Below are 18,816 nucleotides of genomic sequence, written 5' to 3' on the forward strand. Positions count from 1 at the left end.
GGCGACATGTCGGGGACATTTTCGTGACCATCACCTTCGCCAGCTACAACATCCAATACGGCAAGGGCCAGGACGGCCTGTATGACCTGGAGCGCATCGCGCGGGAGGTCGAGGCGGCCGACGTGATCGCCATGCAGGAAGTCGCCACCGGCTTCGCGCGCAATGATTTCGTCGACCAGGCCGCCTGGTTCGCGGCGCGGCTGAACCGCCACATGGTCTTTGGCGCCACCTATGATGTCGATGCCAGCTTCACCGATGACGCAGGCCGCGTGGTGAACCGCCGGCGGCGCTTCGGCAATGCCGTGTTCTCCCGCTTCCCGATCCGCTCCACCCGCACCCTGCCGCTGCCTTTCCTGCCGCCGGCGGATCAGCAGGATGTGCAGCGCTGCGCGGTGGAGGCGGTGATCGACCTGCCGGGCGGGCCCATCCGCATCTATTCCATCCATCTGTCGCACCTGGCGCCCGTCACCCGCATCCCGCAGGTGCAGGCGCTGAAGGCGATGGTGGCCAGCGCGCCGCGGGATGGGATGGCCTGGGCGAATGGTCGCGACAATGACTGGACCGAGGGCTGGGCCGAGCCCGCGCCGCCCGAGCCCTGCATCCTGTTCGGCGACTTCAACCTGCGCCCGGACGGCCCCGAATACCCCATGCTGGTAGGCGATTCGACGCATCGCCCGGGTCGCGTGGCGGTGCGCGGGCAGTTCGCGGATTCCTGGGTGCTGGCGGGCCATGTCGAGCTGTCCGGCTACACCATGGCGCAGTGGAAGGGGCAGGAGGGTGCGCGGATCGACTACGCGCTGCTGCACCCCGCCTTGGTGCCCGCCTTCCGCGCCGCGCGCATCGGCACCGAGGCCGAGGGCAGCGACCATCTGCCGATCTTCCTCGATCTCGATCTGGGCTGAGACATTCCGTAACCGGGCGTAGGGGGCCGGCGAAGCTGGGTGCATCCATCAAGCGGAGCGCCCGCCATGCTGACCCTCTCCCCCGGCACCGATCGCGTGCTGAAATGGCTGGCCTGGCCGGCGGCGATCTGGATTGCCTATGAGCTGACCTGGTACCAGCAGTTCAAGCTGACGGGCAACGAAGGCTCGGTCCATCTGTTCACCATCCTCTCCGACTGGCTCGGCACGCCGGGCGGGGAGAAGCCGTTCCGGCTGTTCGTCGCCATCCTGGAAATCTTCTGCGCCGTCTTCGTGCTGATCCCGCGCACACGGATGATCGGCGCGGCGCTGTCGCTCGGCACCATGTCGGGCGCGATCTTCTTCCACACGGTCAGCCCGCTCGGCATCGATCCCTATGGCGATGGCGGCGGCCTGTTCAAGGAAGCGGTGTTCACCTGGTTCATGGCGGCCTTCGTGCTGTTCGCGCATCGCGCCGAGGCGCTCGCGCTGCTGGACTGGCTGCGCGGCCGCTTGCTGCCGCAGGCGGCCTGAGCCGTGGCGCCCGCCGCGTTGAAGCGCCCGCCCCGCGATGTCCGTTTGGATGTCCTGCGCGGCTGGCTCCAGGTCTCGATCTTCATCGCCCACGCCTTTGGCGCGATCTACTTCTGGGGCATCCATGCGAGTTGGGGTGTCTCCGACAGTTCGGAGCAGTTCGTGCTGCTGTCGGGACTCGCGCTCGGCTCCGTCTTCACGCTGAAGCGGGCGCGGGATGGGTTCGCCGCGGCCCTGCGCGACCTCCGCATGCGCATCCGCAAGCTGTACCTGACGCATCTGCTGGTCTTCGCGCTGTTCGCCGCGATGGTGTTCTGGATGCGGATGACGGCGCCGGTGCCGCCCGAGGCCGTGGGCTGGGGCTGGCTGGCGGAGGACCCGCTGCGCGCCATCGGCGGCACGCTGGTGCTGCTGTACCAGCCCGCCTTCATGGATATCCTGCCGCTGTTCGTCTTCTGCATGCTGCTGCTGGCGCCCTTCCTGTGGTTGCTGGAACGGCTGGGCGATCGGGCGCTGCTTTTTCCGCTTGGCCTGTACGCCACGGCGCAAATCACTGGCCTGAACCTGCCCGGGCTGGGCGGCACCGAGATCGGCTTCAATTCCTTCGCCTGGCAGGTCCTGTTCCTGCTCGGGGCCTGGTGTGGGCGGCGCGCGCTGCTCGGCGGCCCGCCGCTGCGGCGCGACCCGACGCTGCTGGCGCTGGCGGTGGCGGTGGTCGCGGCGGGGCTGTGGGTGAAGCTCGGCCATTATGGCTGGGCCGTCCCGGCGCCGGTGCTGCTGGAGGGGGCGGCGGAGAAACCCATTCTAGGGCCGCTGCGGCTGGCGCATGCGCTGGCCCTGGCCTGGCTGGTGGCGGTGCTGGTGCCGCGCGATGCGCCCTGGATGCATGGCGCGGTGCCGCAGGTGCTGGCGCTGATCGGCCAGCACAGCCTGCATGTGTTCTGCCTCGGCCTGTTCCTGTCCTGGGGTGTGGCCACGGCGCTGGCGCTGCACCCGGCCGGCGCCTGGTGGCTGGAACTGGCGCTGATGCCGGCCGGCGTCGCGGCACTGGCCGGCTTCGCCGCGGTGCTGGACCGGCGGCGGTTGGCGGGACGAAAACTGGCGCGGGCCTAGGCCGGCAGCGGCTCCGCCGGGTCGAAGATGTCGCCGGTGCCGCCATCGGTCAGGCCCAGGTCGGTCAGATGCGGCCCCGCATTGCAGGCCAGCGAAACGCCGGTGATGCCGCGGAAGATGCGGTAGGGCGGCTGCCAGTCGCACACCCGATCCGCAGCTTGACGCAGTGCGGCGAAGTTGCGCGCGGTGGTGGCGGGCGGCGTTTCCGCCAGCAGGCCGGCGATGGGCAGCGGCAGCAGCGCCGTTACCGCACCGCCCTCCGCCACCGCCATGCCGCCGCCGGCTGCGATCACGGCATTCGCGGCGGCGGCCATGTTCTCCGCCGTGTCGCCGAGCACCAGCAGATTGTGGCTGTCATGTGCAATGGTGGTGGCGATGGCGCCGCGCAGCGCGCCCCAGCCATCCGTCAGGCAGGTGCGCGGCGTGGCCGGTGCACGGCCGTGACGGTGAATGATGGTCAGTACCGCGTGGCCCGGCGGCGGCTCCGCCACGCCATCGCGCACCACGACCTCCGCCTCGCCCCAGGCCGGGAAACGATTGCCGATGATGCGGCGCAGCCTCGCGCGGCCATTCTGCACGCCGTGGACATGCAGCCGGAAGGCATCCGCTGTTTGCGCTGGCAGCTTCATGGTGTTCGTCGGCGCATCGGTCCGGCGCGCGGGTGGCGCGACCAGCGCACCGCTGCGCGCGGCCACGACGCCATCCACCAGCACGCGATCCACCGCGACCGTGGCGAGGTCCGAGAGCACCACGATATCCGCCCGCCGCCCCGGCGCCACCAGCCCGAGATCGTCCCGCTTCAACCGCATCGCCGCGTGCAGCGTCGCCAGCCGGATGGCGCTGATCGGCGACAACCCGCGCACGATCACCCGCGCGATGGTGTCCCGCAACCCGCCCTTCGCGACCAGCTCATCCGGGAACACATCATCCGTCGCCAGCACCAGGTTCACCGGCAGCAGCGGCAGCGTGGCGAGGGCCGCGACGGCACCGGGCAGCACCTGGTCGTGGCTGCCGCGCAGCTCCACCGTCAGCCCCGCGCGCAGTTTTTGGAGGAAATCCTCCGCCGCCGTGATCTCGTGGTCGGAGGTGACGCCCGCCGTGGCATAGGCCTGCAGATCGGCATCCAGCAGCCCGCGCGCATGGCCGTTGACGTTCTTGCCGGCGGCCAGCCCCGCGCCGACGATGCCCGTCATATGCGCCGTGCCGCGCAGCACGCCGGGGATGTCCATCACCTCCGCCACGCCGACCACCTCCGGCCAGGACAGCATCTCCGCCATCTCCGCCGCGCCGATCTCGGCCCCCGCCAGCTCCAGCCCGGGCGCGGAGGGCACGCAGGATGGCGCCGCGACCAGCGTCCGCAGCGGCAAGCCGCGGGAGGCCTCCACCGCCCAGCGCACGCCCGGCACGCCGAGCACGTTCGCCAGCTCATGCGGGTCCCAGACGCAGGTGGTGGTGCCGGCGGGGACCACGACGGCGGCGTAATCCGCCGGCGCCATCAGGCTGCTTTCGTAATGCAGGTGGCTGTCGATGAAGCCCGGCGCCAGGTAACGCCCCGCCACATCCTCCACCACCGCCGCATCTTTCCGCGTTCCGGGCGGATGGACGGAGGCGATCAGCGGACCGACGATGCCGACATCCGCCGCGCGCAATTCGCCGGTCGCCACATCCACGACCGTGCCGCCCAGCAGCAGCAGGTCAAACGGCGCGGCGCCGCGTGCGGCCTGAACAGCGCGGGCGCGAACCGCCGGATCGACGGCCTCGCTCACCGCGCCGCGCGCCCGGCGCTGAAGGCCAGCGTCATCTCATCCGTCCGCGCCTCATAGGTGAAGCCGCGGCGCATCGCCCAGGTGTTCACCGGGAAGAACAGCGGGATCAGCGCCGTCTGGTCCACCAGCGCCATCCGCGTCGCCTGCTGCGTCAGCGTGCGGCGCTGGTCGTCATTGATGGTGGTGCGGGCGCGCTGGATGATGGCGTCGATCTCGGGGTTGGAAAACCGCCCGCGATTGGCGGTACCGAGGCCGAGCGTGGTGTTCCAGCTATGGATCTGCGTCTCCAGCATCCCGAGCAGTTCCGGGTTGGGCGAGAAGCCGGCCAGGTTCACCGAATAGCGCAACTGCGCCGCCTCGCTTAGCCACATGGACCGCGTCTTGGTCTCCACGGTGGGGGCAAGACCCAGCCGCGTCCACATCTGGGCGATGGCCTGCACCACCTGTTCGTCATTGATGTAGCGGTCATTCGGGCCGTTGATCTGCACCGCGAAGCCATCCGGGTAGCCCGCCTCCGCCAGCAGGCGCTTCGCCTGGTCCAGGTCGAACGGCGTCGGCCGCAGGTCGGGGGAGGTGCCGAAATAGCCGGGCGGGCCAAGATCGCCGGCCGCCAGCGCCTGGCCCTGCATGATGCGGGAGACGATGGCATCGCGGTTGATGGCCAGCGACAGCGCACGCCGCACGCGGGGATCGCGCAGCGGGTTGGCGATGCGCGCGCCGTCGCGGCCGCGGATGTGCGGGCTGTCCTCCCGGTCGCTGTCCAGCGTCAGGAAGATCAGGCGGTTGGAGGGGCTTTCGGCGGTCGTGAAGCGCGCGGCTTCCGATTTGAAGCGGGCGAAATGGTCGGGCGGGACGATCTCGATCATGTCCACATCGCCGGCCTGCAAGGCGGCGACGCGGGCGCCGGTGTTGGCGATGGGGCGGAACTCCACCCGCTGGAAGGCCGGCGCGGTGCCGGCGAAGGCCGGGTTGCGCTCCATCACGTAGGGGCTGCCCGGTTGCCAGGAGACGTGGCGGAAAGGCCCCGTGCCGATCATGGCGCGGCCGGCATTGTAGTCTGCCGTGGAAGCACCCTCGCCATGCTTCTTCGAGACGATCATCACCAGCGCCAGGAAGTTCGGCAGCAGCGGTGTGGGCTGCGTGGTGCGGATGCGGATGGTGGTGGCATCCACCGCCTCCACCGCCGCGATCGGCCGCGTTGCATAGCGGAAGGAGGAAGGGGAGTTCGGCACATCGCCGGCGCGGGCGATGGTGAAGGCCACATCCTCCGCCGTCACCGGCGCGCCGTCATGGAAGCGGGCGGCGGGGTCCAGCTTCACCTCCCAGACCAGATCCTCCACCGCGCGCAGGGACAGGGCGATGGCCGGGCGCAGATTCTGCGTCGCATCCTGTTCCATCAACGGCTGGAAGACGTGCCGGGCGAAGGCGATGTTGGTGATCAGGCTGGCGAAATGCGGGTCCAGGCTGGTCGGCCCCGCCTCCACGCCGATGCGGATATTCTCCTGCGCCACCACGGGGCTGGCGAGAAGTGCGGTGCCGAGCAAAGCGGCGCGAAGCGAGCGGATCATGCGGCGTGGTCCTTGGCGGTCGTCAGACACAGGTGATGCGGGGCGGTCCCGGGCTCCGGCAGCCAGCCGGCGGGGGAGGGGCGGAAGATCGGCGTGGCGAAGGCGGCGCGGATGGGGATGGCGGCGGGCCAGGCGTCCTGCCAGCGATCGCCCTGCACCATCGCCACCAGCAGCCCCACCGGGGTGATGCCGGCAGCTTCCAGCAATTCCAGCCCCGCGAGGGCGGAGGTGCCGGTGGAGATCACATCATCCACCAGCAGCACCCGCCGTCCCGCCATCCGGTCCAGGATGCGCGGATCCAGCCAGAGCCGGCGCGGGGTGGGGGAGGTGATGGAATGCACCGGCACCGAAAGCCGATCCTCATACCACCGCTTGCGCGACCAGCCGGGCGCGACCCAGTTGGTGTGGCCGAGCGATTCGGCGACCATGGGGGCGAAGACCTGACCCAGGCTCGGCAGCCCCACCACCACCTCCGCCCCCAGCGGGCGGGCGGCCTGGGCCATGAGGCCGGCCAGGCGGCGCACCACGGCGAAGCTGGCCTGGTTGGCGATCAGCCCGGCCACGGCAAAGTCGGAAAAATCGCGCAGCGGCAGGTCCAGCACCGTGCCATCGGGCAGGGGGGCGGGGTAGGTCTCGCGGAACGGCGGGCGCGCGGCCGGCGGCGCGCCGAAATGCTGCCAATACGCCATCCGGATTCCATGGGGTTGCGTGGCGCAAACTGCCACGCTGCGGCGCTGTGCCGCAACAGCGCCCCGCGCCTTGCGATTCCGCCGGATTGAAAAATGCAGTAGGCCAGCACCCTCCACTGCCCGAGGCGCCCGCCTTGCCCAGCCCCGCAGAATTCGCCGTCGCCCTGCCCGCCATGACCGCCTGGCGCCAGGATTTCCACCGCCACCCGGAACTCGGCTTCCAGGAACACCGCACTGCCGCTCGCGTCGCGGACCTGCTGCGGGGCTGGGGCATTGCGGTGACGGAGGGGATCGCCGGCACCGGCGTGGTCGGCACCATCCAGGGCCGCCCCGGCAACCGCGCCATCGCCCTGCGCGCGGACATGGACGCGCTGGCGATGACGGAAGCGACCGGCCTGACCTACGCGAGCACCACCCCCGACCGCATGCATGCCTGCGGCCATGATGGCCACACGGCGATGCTACTCGGCGCCGCCGAATGGCTGGCCGCGCATCGCGACCGCTTCGCCGGCACCGTGCAACTGGTGTTCCAGCCCGCCGAGGAATCGCTCGGCGGCGCGCGAGTGATGGCGGAGGAAGGCCTGTTCGAGCGCTTCCCCGTGGATGCCATCTACGGCCTGCACAACCTGCCCGGCCTGCCGCTGGGCACCGTCGCCGTGCCGAAGGGCCCGGTGCTGGCGAGTTCCGATACGTGGGAGGTGACCTTCACCGGCATCGGTACCCACGGCGCCAAGCCGCATCTCGGGCGCGACGCGACGCTGGCGGCGGCGGCCTTCATCCTCGGCCTGCAAGCCATTGCGGCGCGGGAGGTGGACCCGCTCGGCACCGCCGTGGTCAGCGTCGGCCATATCGCGGCCGGCGATGCGGTGGCGCCCAATGTCATCCCCCACAGCGTCTTCCTGCGCGGCACTGCGCGCGCGCTGGAGGAAGCGGTGCGCACACATCTGGAAACCCGCATCAGGGAGATCGCCAAGGCTGTCGCGCTTCAGCACCGGGTCCAGGCGGCGCCGCGCTACATCCGCCGCCTCGGCCCCACCGTGAACCACGCCGCGCAGGCCGCGGTGATGCTGGCGGCCGCGACCGGCACGGCCACGGCGGTGCGGGACGACCATCCACCGATCACGGCGGGCGAGGATTTCTCCGAGTTCCTGGCCCGCATACCCGGCGCCTATGCCTGGCTCGGCACCGGTGAGCCCGTGCATCCGGAAGGCTTCCAGCACAACGTCCATTTCGACTTCCCCGACGCCGCCCTGCCGCATGGCGCGGCCTTCTGGTGCAGCCTGGTGGAGCGCGAACTGGCATGAGCCGCACCACGATCATCGATTGCGACCCGGGCACGGATGACGCCATCGCGCTGTGGCTGGCGCTGGCCTCGCCGGAACTGGATGTGCGGCTTGTCACGGTGGCGGGCGGCAATGTCGGCCTGGCGTCGACCACCGCCAATGCGCGCGCCATCGTCGGGCTGGCGGGCCGCGACATCCCGGTGGCGGCCGGTGCCGCGCGGTCCCTGATGGCGCCCTTCCGCTTCGAGACGGCGGTGCATGGCCAGGACGGGCTGGCCGGCGTGCGCCTGCCGGATGGCCCGCCGCTCGCCCCCGGCATCGCCGCGGATGCGATCCGGGACCTGCTGCGGGCGGCGCCCGCTGCCTCCGTCACCGTGATCGGCCTTGGCCCCGTCACCAACCTGGCGCTGGCCTTCGCGACGGAGCCGGCGCTGGTGGATCGGGTGGCGGAGATCGTGCTGATGTCCGGTGCCTGGTCTGAGGGCAACATCACCCCCGCCGCCGAATTCAACGCCTGGAACGACCCGGAGGCGCTGGCCATCCTGCTTGGCCTGGGCTGCCGCCTGACCATGGCGACACTAGACTTGACGGCGCAGGCCTTCGTCACCCCGGTGGTGGTGACGGCGCTGGAAGCGCGGGCGGGCGGGGCCTGCTGGCGCGCGGCGACGGCCATCCTGCGCGCGCTGCCACCCTCCCGCCGCATGGGTCATCGCGGCTTCCCGCTGCACGACCCGACCGCGGTGGCCTGGCTGCTGGCGCCGGCGCTATTCGGCGCGCGCGAGGCTCAGGCGGAGGTGGATTGCGGCCCCGGCCCGGGCCGAGGCCGCACCGTGATCGATCGCTGGCAACGGCTGGCCCGCCCGCCAAACCTGAACCTGCTGGAGACGCTGGACGCGCCCGGTTTCTTCGACCTGTTGGCCACGCGCATCGCAACGCTGCGCTGACGATCCGCCGCGGCCGCCTTCAGTCCGCCACGCCCTGCGCCAGCCGCGCGGCGCGGCTGCGGGAGGGGGAATCGTTCTGCGCCAGGGAACCCAGCGGCGCCTCGATCAGCGGCAGCGTGGCGGCGGCGGTGTCGAGGACAAGGCGCAGCGGCGCCGCCAGATCCTGCTCCGCATTCATGTCCTTTTGCAGCGCCTCCGTCACCGCGCCGAGGCGCCGGGCACCCAGGGTGCGCGCGGCGCCGAGCATGCGGTGCGCGGCATGGCGCATACGGGGCAGGTCATCGAGAATGGCGGGAACCGACAAGGTCTCGAAGCCTATCCGCACCTCGGAGACGAATTCGGAGATCACCGCATCGGCGGTCGGCCCGAGATCGGCGGCCAGGTTCCGTAGCGCCGACAAGTCCAGCAGCGGCTGCTGCTCATCCACCGCGGCGATATTGGTGGTCGCCTGCAGGGTGTCCCCGCCCGCCAGCCGGGCCACCGCCATGATCAGCGATTCGCGGTCGATCGGCTTGGCGAGGTGTCCATCCATGCCGGCGGCATGACAGGCGGCAACCTGTTCCGGCAGGGCGGAGGCGGTGACGGCCAGCACCGGCACGCGGCGGCGGGCGCTGTCCAGCGCACGGATGCGGCGGGTGGCCTCCAGCCCATCCATCACCGGCATCTGCACATCCATCAGCACCACGTCATAGGCTTCACGCTCGACCGCGGCCAAGGCCTCCGCCCCATCCGCCGCGCTGTCGACGCGATGCCCGACGCCGACCAGCATGGCGCGGGCCACCATGCGGTTGGCGGCCACGTCATCGGCCACCAGGATCCGCAGGCTGCGGACGGGGGTGGATGGCGTGGGATCAGCCGGGCGCGCCGCCAGGGTCGTCGCGGCGGCAGGCAGCGGCACCTGCTTCAGCGGCAATTCCACCCAGAAGCGCGCGCCCGGGCCGAATTCGCTGTCGCAGCCGATGCGCCCGCCCATCGCCGCGGCCAGCCGGGCCGAGATCGCCAACCCCAGCCCGGTGCCGGCGCCTTCCTGCCCAGCGACGGGAAAAAGCTGGGAGAAATCCTCGAACAGCAGATGCCGCTTTTCCGGCGGCACGCCCGGCCCCGTATCCTGCACCTCGATCCGCAGGCCGGGGCGGCCATCCGGTAATGGGCGGGCGCGGAATTCCACGCGGCCACCGGGTGGGGTGAATTTCACCGCGTTGGACAGCAGGTTCAGCAACATCTGCCGCACCCGCGTTGCATCCGCCTCCACTGCCTCCGGCGTGCCGGGCGCGATGTCGAGCGTCAGGACCATGCCCTTGCGGTCCACCTCCGGCGCCAGCAGCCCGGCGCAGGCTTCCAGCAGCGGGCGCACCGCCACGTCGCGCAGATGCAGGTCGAGCTTGCCGGCCTCGATCTTGGACAGGTCGAGCAGGCTGTTCACCAGCTCCAGCAGGTGCTGCCCGGCCTCATGCAGGGTCAGCACCTGGTCGCGCTGCTCCTCGGTCAGGTTCGGGTCGCGCAGCAGCACCTGCGCGAAGCCGAGCACGCCGTTCAGCGGCGTCCGCAGCTCATGCGACATGCGGGCCAGGAACTGGCTTTTCGCCTCGCCGGCGGCGCGCGCCGTGTCTCGCGCCTGGGCCAGGTCGTCCATCGCCCGCTTCATCGGGGTGATGTCCGTGCGGATGCCCACCGTGCCGCCATCGGGCGTGCTGCGCTCGGTGATCAGCACCCAGCGGCCATCCGGCAGCAGCCGCTCGATCGGCGGGTTGTTGGCGTGGCGCCATTGGTCCATGTCGGCCACGAAGGCCTCGATATCGCCCACCGCCTGGGGGTACTGCCCGCGGCGCGCACCCTCGCGCATGATGTCGCGGAACGCCGCCCCGGCTTTGATGAAGGGCGCCGAGATGGCGTAGAATTCCTTGTAGCGCTGGTTGCAGGCAATCAGCCGGTCATCCGGCCCGAACATGACGAAGCCGTCCGACATGCTCTCCAGCGCATTCTCCAGCGTGGAGCGCCAGCGCGCGCGCTCCGCCTCCACCTTCTCCCGCTGCCGCAGGCCGAGCAGCAGGGCGGCGGCGAGCGCCAGGACCAGGGCGGCGAAGGCGGCGGAGACCAGCAGCGCGCGTTCGCGGTCCGTGCTCCAGCCCTCCAGCGCCGCCTTCAGTTCCATGGTCGTGACGATGGAGAAGGAGGGATACAGCGTGGGCCGCACCGCGATGAGCGCCGGTTCCCCGTTGAAGCGACTGCGGGTTTCCGAAAGCCCGGTCAGCGAGGCGGCGGTCTGCGACATGCGGCGGCCGATCCGCGTTTCGTCATGCGGCAGGGCGGCCAGTAGCGTGCCGTCATCGCGTTCCAGCGTGATTCGAAGCCCCGGGGCGCTGCCGCCCACGGCAAGCAGGCTGCCCACCATCGGCACCGGCACTTCCGCCACCGCCGTGACGGCACCCAGGACCGGCATCACCACCGGACGAGCGAAGAACAGCGCCCATTCGCCGGTGGCGGGGTTCTGCACCGGCCCGCCGATCATCACGCTGCCGGCATTCGGCGTGGCATCCGTGAAGGCGGCGCCCAGCGGCAGGGGCAGCGGCCGGCGGCGGGACACGGCCAGGGATGTGGCGATGGGCATGCCATCGTCCCGCACCAGCAGCACGTCGCGGAAGGTGAAGTTCTGGTTGTTCAGCTCCCGCATCACCCGCCCGGCCGCATTCGCATCGAAGCGGCCGTCACGCGCATAGGGGGCGAGGATGGCGGGCAGCCCCGCCAGCATCGCATCCACCTGGACGAAGCTGCGGTTGATAGAGGATTCGACCGCGCGGCTGACCCGGTCCGCCGTATCGGTCGCCGCCGCCAGCGCTGCCTCCCGCGACCGTTCCAGCAGCATCGCCGTCGCCACCACCTGCGCCAGAAGCAGGAGGATGACGGCAGCAAGCACCGCAAGGCGAAGGCGGCGGGCGGTCTGCATTTATTCGGGCCGCGCCTGCAGACCGATGGTCGGGGCCAGATATTCGTTCCAGGCCTCCACGCAATCCATGCCGCAGCGGTTGACCCAGCGCGGCAGCACCACCTCGGTCAGCAGACGGCGGCGCCGCTCATCATCGGCGGCACTGACCGGCACCACTGTCATGTTGCCGCGGCGCCCGGCGGTGCAGGAGGGCAGGCCGGCATTGCAGGCCAGGCCTTCACCCGTCTCACGGTCCGCGGCGACCCAGATCTGCCGTTCGAGATCGATGATCCCGTCGCGGATCACCTGTTGCAGATCGGCGGGAATGGCGGCCCAGGCGGTGGCGTTGGCGCCGAAGATGGAAATGCCCCAGGCCAGCGCCATGGCGTGCACATGGCTGGTGGTCTCATGCAGGCCGATGGCGTTGCCGGACAGGGTGCCGGTGATGGCGCATTCCACCACGCCGCTGCGGATCGCCTGCGCCACCTCCGCGAAGGGGATCACCACCGGCGTCGCGCCCAGCGCCTGCAGCATCTCCGACTGCCCGACGGAGGAGGAACGGATGCGCCGGCCGGACAGGTCGCCGAGGCCGGTGAAGGGACGGGTGCAGAACACCACCTGCGCGGGGTAGGTGTAGATGCCCAGCAACTCGATCTGGTAGCGCTCGCGCAGCACCTGTTCGATATGCGGGCGGAAGGCGGAGACGGTCTGCCGCAGGCTGGCGATATCCGGCGCCAGGGCCGGCAGGTCCACCGCGTTGAACTCCGGCTCCTCGGTCGAGACCACGGCCAGCAACGCCGTGCCGAAGGGCACCACGCCAAGGCGCATCAGTTGCAGCATTTCCTGCCCGCGGATGCCGCTGCGGTCGAAGGGCGCGATCTCCGCCTGCACCCGCCCCTCGGTCAGCTCGGCAATGCGCGTGCGCCAGAAGGGTTCCTCATACCGCACATACTGGCTGACATCGGCGAGGCCGCCGACGATCTTCAGACGGATCGGCGCCTGCTCGGCATGAGCGGCGTCGGCGCTGAACCCAATGGCGAGGAAAAACGCGGTGAGAAGAATGTGAATGCGGCGACGAGCCGAAAACATGCGGGCCTCCCTGGCAGACTGAGGTGCCCGCCAAAATCCGGACCGTGGCGAACTGTCCCGCCACGCGATCATCCTACAACAACATCGTTAACGATTGCAGCAACCATAACGCGAGTGGCGCCCCATGCAATCGCGTGATGTGCCGCCAAGGCGCCGGGCGGTTCAGGCCAGCACGTCCTTCAGCCAGCCTTCCGCTTCCTCCGGCAGGTCAGACCAGGCGGCCCGTGGGCCGACGCCGGTGACCAGCAGCAAACCGCTGCGCTCGAAGCCACGCCGGGCCAGGGCGCGCCGGAAATGGCTCAGCATGTAGGCGGGTGACAGGTCGGTGGAGACCAGGATGGCGTCGTCGCCCATGGTCCAGTGGGCATCGGCAATCTCCCACACCGCATCGCGCACGGCGAGGCGCATGGCCTCTGCATCGGCCACCGGGGGGCTGCCGGATGGACCGGATTCCGGACGGTGGATGACGATGGACAGGGTCATGGAGCCCTCCGCGCGGCTAGCTGTGACCATGGATCGGCCACGACCCTTATGCGCTGAAGCTTGCCTTGCTTGCAATCCGATGCAACTTCCCGGAACCGCCCTGGTGCTTCGGCGCAAGCGGGGCGAGAGTGCGCGGCGATACGCCCCCGGACCCAGCCCATGACCCGAATCGCCAGCCATCGTGGTGGCCTGTTCCTCTGGCCCGAGAACAGCGCGCTCGCCTTCCGCAACACCGCCCGCCTGGCCTTGGAGCAGGCGGAATGCGATGTGCACCTGACCGCGGATGGCCAGGTGGTGGTCATGCACGACGCCACGCTCGACCGCACCACGGACCGGCGCGGCCCCGTCGCGGCGTTGACCGCAGCGGAATTCGCCACTGTTCGGGTGCGCGGAACGGAGGGGGAGGCGCCGCCGACGCTGGCGCACTATCTCGCGATCCTGGCCGGAACGCCGGTGGCGCCGCGAATCGAGATCAAGGCCAGCGCCACCGGCCAGCCCTATCCGGGCATCGTCCCGGCCACCCTGGCGGTGCTGGACCAGGCGGGGGAGCGGGCGCGAAGCTGGATCATCGGTTTCCACGCCGGCACCATGGCGGAGGCACAGGCCGCGGGCGGCCTCGCCGGGGTTGCCTGGCTTCTGGAAGTCGCAACACTGCGCGACCTCGGCCTGACCGGGCTGGTGGCCACGGCGCAGGCCTATGGCTTCCCCGAAATAGGCGTGCAGGAAAGCGCCATCGATGCGGAGCTGGTGGCCGGCCTGCGATCCGCCGGCATCGGCATCGGCACCTGGGGCGCCAACCATGCGCCGAGCATCCGGCGGATGCTCGCGCTCGGCGTCGATATCTTCGCGACCGACGACCCGCCCCTGGCCATCGCGCTGCGCGCCGCGCGCTGAAGCCTTCCCCGCACCCGCCCCTGCGACGGGGCGGCCTGCGGGGTTCGGGTTACAGCCGGAAGTAGCCGGCCAGCGCCATGATCGTGAACACGGTGAGTGCCACCATCGCGATGATCCAGGGCAGGTCCTGCTGGAAGGCGGCGCCCTTCGTGTCGACGATCTTGCGGCCCATGTGGTCGTGCGTCGCCTCGGTCTCGTGCGTCTCGGACATTCTTTGCTCTTCCCCTATTCTCGCCACGCAGGACTGTGCGCGGCACGCTGTGGTTGTCCCCCGGCGACGAAGGCCCCATCCTGCCGGAAATCAACCGACGGAGAGGAAGCCATGACCGGTGTTCCCGATGTGACGCCCCGTGCCACCTACCAGGCCTTGGTGGAGGACCCCGACGCCATTCTGGTCGATGTCCGCACCGATGCCGAGTGGAATTTCGTCGGACTACCGGACCTCGGGGAGGTCGGCAAGCAGGTCGCGCTGATCCCCTGGCAGGTCTATCCCAGCATGCAGGTGAACGGCACCTTCGTGGAGCAACTGCACCGCGCCGGCGCCACGCCGCTTTCCAAACTCTATTTCATCTGCCGTTCAGGTGCGCGCAGCCTGGCCGCCGGCCAGGCTGCGCAGCAGCACGGTTTTCCGCACGCCTTCAACGTCGCCGACGGATTCGAGGGGCCGGTGGACCAGGACGGGCACCGCGGTGGCGTCGCCGGCTGGAAGGCCGATGGCCTGCCCTGGCGGCAGCGCTGAGCCATGACCATGGAACGCATGCCACTGAACACCGATTTTCTGTTCCGCCTGGAATTGTCGGTGGAGGGCCCGCAGGCCATCGGCGCCGGCCCGATCGGCGATCGCCGCGTCTTCCTCGTCACCGGCGGGCGCTTTGCCGGGCCGGGGCTGTCGGGGAAGGTACTGCCGGGCGGGGCGGATTGGCTGGTGACGCAATCCGATGGCGGCACGCGGCTGGATGTGCGGGTGGTGCTCCAGGCGGATGACGGGCAGGTCATCGGCGCCACCTACCAGGGCATCCGCCACGCGCCGCCCGAGATCGCCGCGCGCATGGCGGCCGGGGAGGCGATGGAGCCGGGCAGCTACTATATGCGCGTCGCCATGCGCTTCGAGACCGGGCCGGGGCCGCATGAATGGCTGAACCGTGTGATGGCGGTGGGCGTCGGCCACCGTTTCCCGAGTGGTCCGATCTATGATGTGTATGCGGTGCTGTAGCAGGCTTCGAAAATTCGCCTCGAAGGACCTTCACCTGGGTGGAGGCGGCCTTCGTAGCAGCCTGTCAATCCTCGAAGAACGGCGTCTCCGCCGCCGCATCGCCGCGCAGCAGCAAATCCAGGCTGAAGCGCGGCGCGCCATCCGGTCCCTGGCCATCGGCGCGGGCGACCAGCAGCGGGCGCAGCGCCTCGGGCAGGGAGGACAGCACCGGGTCCGCCGCATTGGCCTCGGCGAAATCCGGCAGGAAGACGCAGGTGGCCAGCCGGCCCATGATGCCGCTGCCGATGATCGCCAGGTTGATGTGCGGCGCGCGCGGGCCGCTGGCATCGCGGTAGCCCCCGGGGATGATGCTGCGGAAGGCGAAGCGCCCCTCGGCATCCGTCCAGGCGCGGCCCCAGCCGAAGAAGCCGGGATCGGCCTTCTGCCAGTCCGGGTCTCGCGGATGCCGGAATCGGCCGGCGGCATCGGCCTGCCAGGCTTCCAGTACGGCATTCACGCAAGGGCCGCCGCCCTCCTGCAGGACGTGCCCCGTAAGCCAGATCGGCCTGCCCAGCGCCGTCTGCGGGGCCTCGGGCGCCAGCCGCGTCAGGTCGTTGTCGCCATCGCGGAAGAAGGTCTGCGGGAAGAAGGGGCCAATGGTGGCCCAGGCGGTGGGCACCAGCGGGGCGTTGGGGCGCGCGCTCACAGCGGCGGAGTCGCGTGGCGGCCGCGCAGGACCAGGTCGTGGGTGAAGCCCTGCCAATCGCCGGCCACCGCCTCCGGCGCCACGAAGCCTGCGATGCAGCGGGCGCGGGCGGCGGCATCCGGCACCGAATTCAGGATGCGGTCGATCGCGTTCAGCGGGTCGCCCGGGAAATACATCTGCGTCACCAGCCGCATGAGGGACCCCGGCCCAAGGACGGAAATATGGATATGCGGCGGCCGCCACCAGCGCCCGCTATCGAGCACCGGATAGGCGCCGGACTTGATGGTGAAGAAGCCGTAGCGCCCCTCGGCGTCGCTGCGGGTGCGGCCATTGCCGATAAAGTTCGGGTCCAGCGGCGCGTCGCGCTGGTCGATCGGGTGGAAGTAGCGTCCACCGGCATTGGCCTGCCACAGCTCCACGATCGCGCCGGCCACCGGCCTGCCATCCTCATCCAGCACGCGCCCGCCGACATGGATGAGCTGGCCCTGCGCCATGCGGCCGGGCGCCAGCTCCGCCAAATTGTCATCGCCGGGCCGGAGTTTCGCGGACAGGTCCAGTGGCCCGGTCAGCTCCGTGCGGGTCAGGACGCGGCGGAAGGGGGCGCGGGAGGGGTTGCGGCGGATGGTGTTGGGGTAGCCGGGCACCGGCACCACCGGCTGCGTCGCCGGATCCAGCGGCTCGAAGCGGTCGGGCGGGTGCATCAGGCGGTCCTCCTCGGGCCGATTGCTGTGGCCAATTGCCGGACCAGCGCGTGTGGGTCGGCCTCCAGCGCCGTGACGCCCACCGCGGCGAGGTCGGCCGCCGCCTGCGCCATGGAATAGCCCGCCAGCGCCGCATGTCCCGCCGCCAGCCCGACGAAGAGCGGCTTTGGGGAAGGCTGCCCGCGCAACTGCGCCGCCAGCGCCTCCACCCGCCCCTTCAAGGGGCGGGAGGCGAGGGTGGTGTAGAACAGCACGGCGTCGATCCCCGGACGCTGCGCCATCTCGAAGGCGATCGCGAAGCGCTGCGGCGCGGTCTCCACCGGGCCGCCCTGGGCGTTGTCCATGAAGCAGGCGGCGGGGCAGCCGGCATCGCCGAGAAGGTCCAGCATCATCATGCCAAGCCCCGCGCCAGCAGTGACCATGGCAACGCGGCCGTCAGGGATTTCGACCATCTGGAACCCTTCGTCCCGCGCGCGGCGTTCCAGGGGCGTCATCGCGGCGGATTCCAGGCCCGCGGACAGCGCCGTGGCCTCGCTGTCGTGGCGGAAGCCGGCGGCCTCGTCGCGCACCGCCTTGCAGTCGCAGGCGACCAGGGTGCCATCGGCGAGCCGCGCCAGCGGGTTGATCTCCAGGCTCTCCAGATCCTCCGCCACCATCACCCGCGCCAGCCGCACCACCAGCCGCGCCAGGCGTGCCGCGAGATCGGCCGGGAAGGCGCCGCGCAGGATGCGGAGGCTGTCGGGCAGGGCGGCGGGGGATTCGGGCAGGATGTGCCAGCGCAGCGGCGGCGCGCTGGCTTCCACCTCGACCCCGCCCTCGGGCGCGCAGAGCACCTCCAGCGCCTGCACCGTGCCGTCCACGCGCAGCGCCAGGAAGATCTCCTGCGCGATATCCACCGGCCGTTCCAGCAGCAGCGGCGCGCCGGCATCGCCGAGCAGCGCGCGAATCTCCGGCACCAGCCTCGCCGCTTCGCCGCGCTGCACCAGCCCGCGCTTGCCGCGGCCACCCTCCAGGAGCTGCGCCTTCACAACCGCGCCCTCCCAGCCACCCTCCGCGGCGCCTGTCAGCAGCACACCCGGCGGCACCGCGATGCCGTGGCGCCGCAGCGCCGTCTTGCCGTCCCACTCCGTCAGACGCATCGTGCCGCGATCCCTGTCCCTGTCCGAGAATGATGCCAACAAATCTGCTGCAGGATGCGCCCCGCCGCGTGGTCGTGGTCAATCCGACCGGACGCTATGCCAGCGCCCAGGTCGCCGCCATGCGCGCCGCCGGCACCAGCCTGGTGGCCGGCATCGCGCCCGGCCGCGGCGGCACCAGCCAGGATGGGCTGCCGCTGCTGGATGATTTCGGGCAGCTCGATGAACCGGCCGATGCCGCGGTGCTCTACACGCCACCCGACGGCGTGCTGGATGCGGTGCGGGCCGCCATCGCCGCGCGCATTCCACTGATCGTCGCGGCGGCCGAATACGTACCGGTGCAGGATAGCCTTAAGGCGGCGCAGGAAGCGCGGGCGGCGGGGTGCTGGCTGGTCGGGCCGAACACGCTCGGCCTGTGCATTCCGGGCCGCACCCTGCTCGGCTCCATCGCGCCGGAATTCTGCCGGCCCGGATCGGTCGCGCTGCTCTGCCGTAGCGGCACGCTGACGCTGGCGCTGGCCCGACTGCTGACCGAGGCCGGGATCGGCCAGAGCGCCGTCATCCACATGGGCGGCGACCTGGTGATCGGCCGCAACCCGCATGAATACCTGCCGATGCTGGCCGCCGACCCCGGCACCCGCGCCGTGCTGTGTTGCGGTGAGCTGGGCGGCGACAAGGAATACGCCTTGGCCGAGGCGCTGCCCGCGCTCGGCAAGCCGCTGGTCGCGCTGGTGATGGGCCGCCACGCCCCGCCCGGCACCCGCATGGGCCATGCCGGCGCCCTGGCGGGGGCGGAGCGGGAGACGGCGGCGGCCAAGCTCGCCGCGCTGGCGCGGGCCGGCGCGATGGCTGTGGAACGGCCCGAACAGGCCGTTGCCGCCCTGGCGGGGCTGTAG

The 18,816-nt window shown here is 70.8% G+C and carries 19 protein-coding genes; 9 read left to right on the forward strand and 10 right to left on the reverse strand.

All coding sequences use genetic code 11. The features are described from left to right. The first annotated feature begins 23 nt into the window (after positions 1 to 23). The 3 genes from ACFHNC_RS12870 (at position 24) to opgC (ending at position 2,546) form a co-directional block, all read left to right on the forward strand. Complete coding sequence (locus tag ACFHNC_RS12870) at positions 24 to 902, forward strand: endonuclease/exonuclease/phosphatase family protein (RefSeq protein WP_437169614.1); 879 nt, start codon at positions 24 to 26, stop codon at positions 900 to 902. A 66-nt stretch (positions 903 to 968) separates the two neighbouring features. Further along, on the forward strand, positions 969 to 1,433 hold the full coding sequence (locus ACFHNC_RS12875; RefSeq protein WP_437169615.1) for a hypothetical protein: 465 nt from the start codon (positions 969 to 971) through the stop codon (positions 1,431 to 1,433). 3 nt (positions 1,434 to 1,436) lie between these two features. Next, positions 1,437 to 2,546, forward strand: coding sequence for an OpgC domain-containing protein (gene opgC, locus ACFHNC_RS12880; RefSeq protein WP_437169616.1), 1,110 nt, complete (start codon positions 1,437 to 1,439; stop codon positions 2,544 to 2,546). Here the strand turns inward: opgC and ACFHNC_RS12885 are convergent. Genes ACFHNC_RS12885 through ACFHNC_RS12895 form a run of 3 tightly spaced genes read right to left on the reverse strand, consistent with a single transcriptional unit; the run spans position 2,543 to position 6,569 of the window. Beyond that, complete coding sequence (locus tag ACFHNC_RS12885; RefSeq protein WP_437169617.1) at positions 2,543 to 4,312, reverse strand: adenine deaminase; 1,770 nt, start codon at positions 4,310 to 4,312, stop codon at positions 2,543 to 2,545. The two genes, opgC and ACFHNC_RS12885, sit on opposite strands and share 4 nt — an antisense overlap. Continuing rightward, the gene (locus ACFHNC_RS12890) at positions 4,309 to 5,880 is read right to left on the reverse strand and encodes an ABC transporter substrate-binding protein (protein ID WP_437169618.1); all 1,572 of its coding nucleotides are present in this window, start codon (positions 5,878 to 5,880) and stop codon (positions 4,309 to 4,311) included. Before ACFHNC_RS12890 ends, ACFHNC_RS12885 begins: the two co-directional genes overlap by 4 nt. After that, positions 5,877 to 6,569 carry a phosphoribosyltransferase gene (locus tag ACFHNC_RS12895; protein WP_437169619.1) on the reverse strand — a complete coding sequence of 231 codons (693 nt, stop codon included), beginning with the start codon at positions 6,567 to 6,569 and terminating at the stop codon, positions 5,877 to 5,879. The genes ACFHNC_RS12890 and ACFHNC_RS12895 overlap by 4 nt, the downstream gene beginning before the upstream one ends. Positions 6,570 to 6,703: 134 nt before the next feature. On the opposite strand from ACFHNC_RS12895, the gene ACFHNC_RS12900 reads away from it, so the two are divergent. Both ACFHNC_RS12900 and ACFHNC_RS12905 read left to right on the forward strand, forming a co-directional pair. Then, the gene (locus ACFHNC_RS12900; protein ID WP_437169620.1) at positions 6,704 to 7,873 is read left to right on the forward strand and encodes an amidohydrolase; all 1,170 of its coding nucleotides are present in this window, start codon (positions 6,704 to 6,706) and stop codon (positions 7,871 to 7,873) included. Then, complete coding sequence (locus ACFHNC_RS12905) at positions 7,870 to 8,796, forward strand: nucleoside hydrolase (RefSeq protein WP_437169621.1); 927 nt, start codon at positions 7,870 to 7,872, stop codon at positions 8,794 to 8,796. Before ACFHNC_RS12900 ends, ACFHNC_RS12905 begins: the two co-directional genes overlap by 4 nt. A gap of 19 nt (positions 8,797 to 8,815) precedes the next feature. On the opposite strand, the gene ACFHNC_RS12910 is transcribed toward ACFHNC_RS12905, so the two are convergent. The 3 genes from ACFHNC_RS12910 to ACFHNC_RS12920 all read right to left on the reverse strand — a co-directional run bounded on the left by ACFHNC_RS12910 (position 8,816) and on the right by ACFHNC_RS12920 (position 13,291). Then, entirely contained in the window at positions 8,816 to 11,740 is a 2,925-nt protein-coding gene (locus ACFHNC_RS12910; protein ID WP_437169622.1) for an ATP-binding protein, read from the reverse strand. After that, complete coding sequence (locus ACFHNC_RS12915; protein ID WP_437169623.1) at positions 11,741 to 12,808, reverse strand: TRAP transporter substrate-binding protein; 1,068 nt, start codon at positions 12,806 to 12,808, stop codon at positions 11,741 to 11,743. Between the two features lie 162 nt (positions 12,809 to 12,970). Continuing rightward, a complete protein-coding gene (locus tag ACFHNC_RS12920) occupies positions 12,971 to 13,291 on the reverse strand; it encodes a hypothetical protein (RefSeq protein WP_437169624.1) in 321 nt (106 codons plus the stop codon). A 159-nt stretch (positions 13,292 to 13,450) separates the two neighbouring features. Between ACFHNC_RS12920 and ACFHNC_RS12925 the strand changes: the two genes are divergently transcribed. Then, positions 13,451 to 14,185, forward strand: coding sequence for a glycerophosphodiester phosphodiesterase family protein (locus ACFHNC_RS12925; RefSeq protein WP_437169625.1), 735 nt, complete (start codon positions 13,451 to 13,453; stop codon positions 14,183 to 14,185). 49 nt (positions 14,186 to 14,234) lie between these two features. On the opposite strand, the gene ACFHNC_RS12930 is transcribed toward ACFHNC_RS12925, so the two are convergent. Continuing rightward, a complete protein-coding gene (locus ACFHNC_RS12930) occupies positions 14,235 to 14,396 on the reverse strand; it encodes a hypothetical protein (RefSeq protein WP_437169626.1) in 162 nt (53 codons plus the stop codon). Between the two features lie 111 nt (positions 14,397 to 14,507). Here ACFHNC_RS12930 and ACFHNC_RS12935 point away from each other — a divergent pair, with 111 nt between their 5' ends. Continuing rightward, complete coding sequence (locus ACFHNC_RS12935) at positions 14,508 to 14,924, forward strand: rhodanese-like domain-containing protein (protein WP_437169627.1); 417 nt, start codon at positions 14,508 to 14,510, stop codon at positions 14,922 to 14,924. Between the two features lie 9 nt (positions 14,925 to 14,933). After that, the gene (locus ACFHNC_RS12940; RefSeq protein ID WP_437169628.1) at positions 14,934 to 15,398 is read left to right on the forward strand and encodes a DUF3237 domain-containing protein; all 465 of its coding nucleotides are present in this window, start codon (positions 14,934 to 14,936) and stop codon (positions 15,396 to 15,398) included. Between the two features lie 64 nt (positions 15,399 to 15,462). Here the strand turns inward: ACFHNC_RS12940 and pcaG are convergent, their stop codons facing one another. From pcaG to ACFHNC_RS12955, 3 genes are read right to left on the reverse strand one after another with little or no spacing between them, the layout of a single operon-like run. Then, positions 15,463 to 16,083, reverse strand: a complete 621-nt coding sequence (gene pcaG, locus ACFHNC_RS12945) for a protocatechuate 3,4-dioxygenase subunit alpha (protein WP_437169629.1) — start codon at positions 16,081 to 16,083, stop codon at positions 15,463 to 15,465. After that, positions 16,080 to 16,784 carry a protocatechuate 3,4-dioxygenase subunit beta gene (locus ACFHNC_RS12950; RefSeq protein ID WP_437169630.1) on the reverse strand — a complete coding sequence of 235 codons (705 nt, stop codon included), beginning with the start codon at positions 16,782 to 16,784 and terminating at the stop codon, positions 16,080 to 16,082. Before ACFHNC_RS12950 ends, pcaG begins: the two co-directional genes overlap by 4 nt. Next, complete coding sequence (locus ACFHNC_RS12955) at positions 16,784 to 17,923, reverse strand: ATP-grasp domain-containing protein (protein WP_437169631.1); 1,140 nt, start codon at positions 17,921 to 17,923, stop codon at positions 16,784 to 16,786. The genes ACFHNC_RS12950 and ACFHNC_RS12955 overlap by 1 nt, the downstream gene beginning before the upstream one ends. Positions 17,924 to 17,952: 29 nt before the next feature. Here ACFHNC_RS12955 and ACFHNC_RS12960 point away from each other — a divergent pair, with 29 nt between their 5' ends. Beyond that, entirely contained in the window at positions 17,953 to 18,816 is an 864-nt protein-coding gene (locus tag ACFHNC_RS12960) for a CoA-binding protein (RefSeq protein WP_437169632.1), read from the forward strand.

This window comes from Falsiroseomonas sp. E2-1-a4 (genome assembly GCF_051433165.1).
Taxonomy (GTDB): domain Bacteria; phylum Pseudomonadota; class Alphaproteobacteria; order Acetobacterales; family Acetobacteraceae; genus Falsiroseomonas.

Bases quoted from the DNA above. Each gene is read 5' to 3' on its own strand.
- ACFHNC_RS12875 (WP_437169615.1), top strand. From the start codon at position 969: ATGCTGACCCTCTCCCCCGGCACCGATCGCGTGCTGAAATGGCTGGCC.
- ACFHNC_RS12930 (WP_437169626.1), bottom strand. From the start codon at position 14,396: ATGTCCGAGACGCACGAGACCGAGGCGACGCACGACCACATGGGCCGC.
- ACFHNC_RS12910 (WP_437169622.1), bottom strand. From the start codon at position 11,740: ATGCAGACCGCCCGCCGCCTTCGCCTTGCGGTGCTTGCTGCCGTCATC.
- ACFHNC_RS12935 (WP_437169627.1), top strand. From the start codon at position 14,508: ATGACCGGTGTTCCCGATGTGACGCCCCGTGCCACCTACCAGGCCTTG.
- ACFHNC_RS12960 (WP_437169632.1), top strand. From the start codon at position 17,953: ATGATGCCAACAAATCTGCTGCAGGATGCGCCCCGCCGCGTGGTCGTG.
- ACFHNC_RS12950 (WP_437169630.1), bottom strand. From the start codon at position 16,784: ATGCACCCGCCCGACCGCTTCGAGCCGCTGGATCCGGCGACGCAGCCG.
- ACFHNC_RS12920 (WP_437169624.1), bottom strand. From the start codon at position 13,291: ATGACCCTGTCCATCGTCATCCACCGTCCGGAATCCGGTCCATCCGGC.
- ACFHNC_RS12895 (WP_437169619.1), bottom strand. From the start codon at position 6,569: ATGGCGTATTGGCAGCATTTCGGCGCGCCGCCGGCCGCGCGCCCGCCG.
- ACFHNC_RS12905 (WP_437169621.1), top strand. From the start codon at position 7,870: ATGAGCCGCACCACGATCATCGATTGCGACCCGGGCACGGATGACGCC.
- ACFHNC_RS12925 (WP_437169625.1), top strand. From the start codon at position 13,451: ATGACCCGAATCGCCAGCCATCGTGGTGGCCTGTTCCTCTGGCCCGAG.
- ACFHNC_RS12940 (WP_437169628.1), top strand. From the start codon at position 14,934: ATGGAACGCATGCCACTGAACACCGATTTTCTGTTCCGCCTGGAATTG.
- ACFHNC_RS12890 (WP_437169618.1), bottom strand. From the start codon at position 5,880: ATGATCCGCTCGCTTCGCGCCGCTTTGCTCGGCACCGCACTTCTCGCC.
- ACFHNC_RS12955 (WP_437169631.1), bottom strand. From the start codon at position 17,923: ATGCGTCTGACGGAGTGGGACGGCAAGACGGCGCTGCGGCGCCACGGC.
- ACFHNC_RS12915 (WP_437169623.1), bottom strand. From the start codon at position 12,808: ATGTTTTCGGCTCGTCGCCGCATTCACATTCTTCTCACCGCGTTTTTC.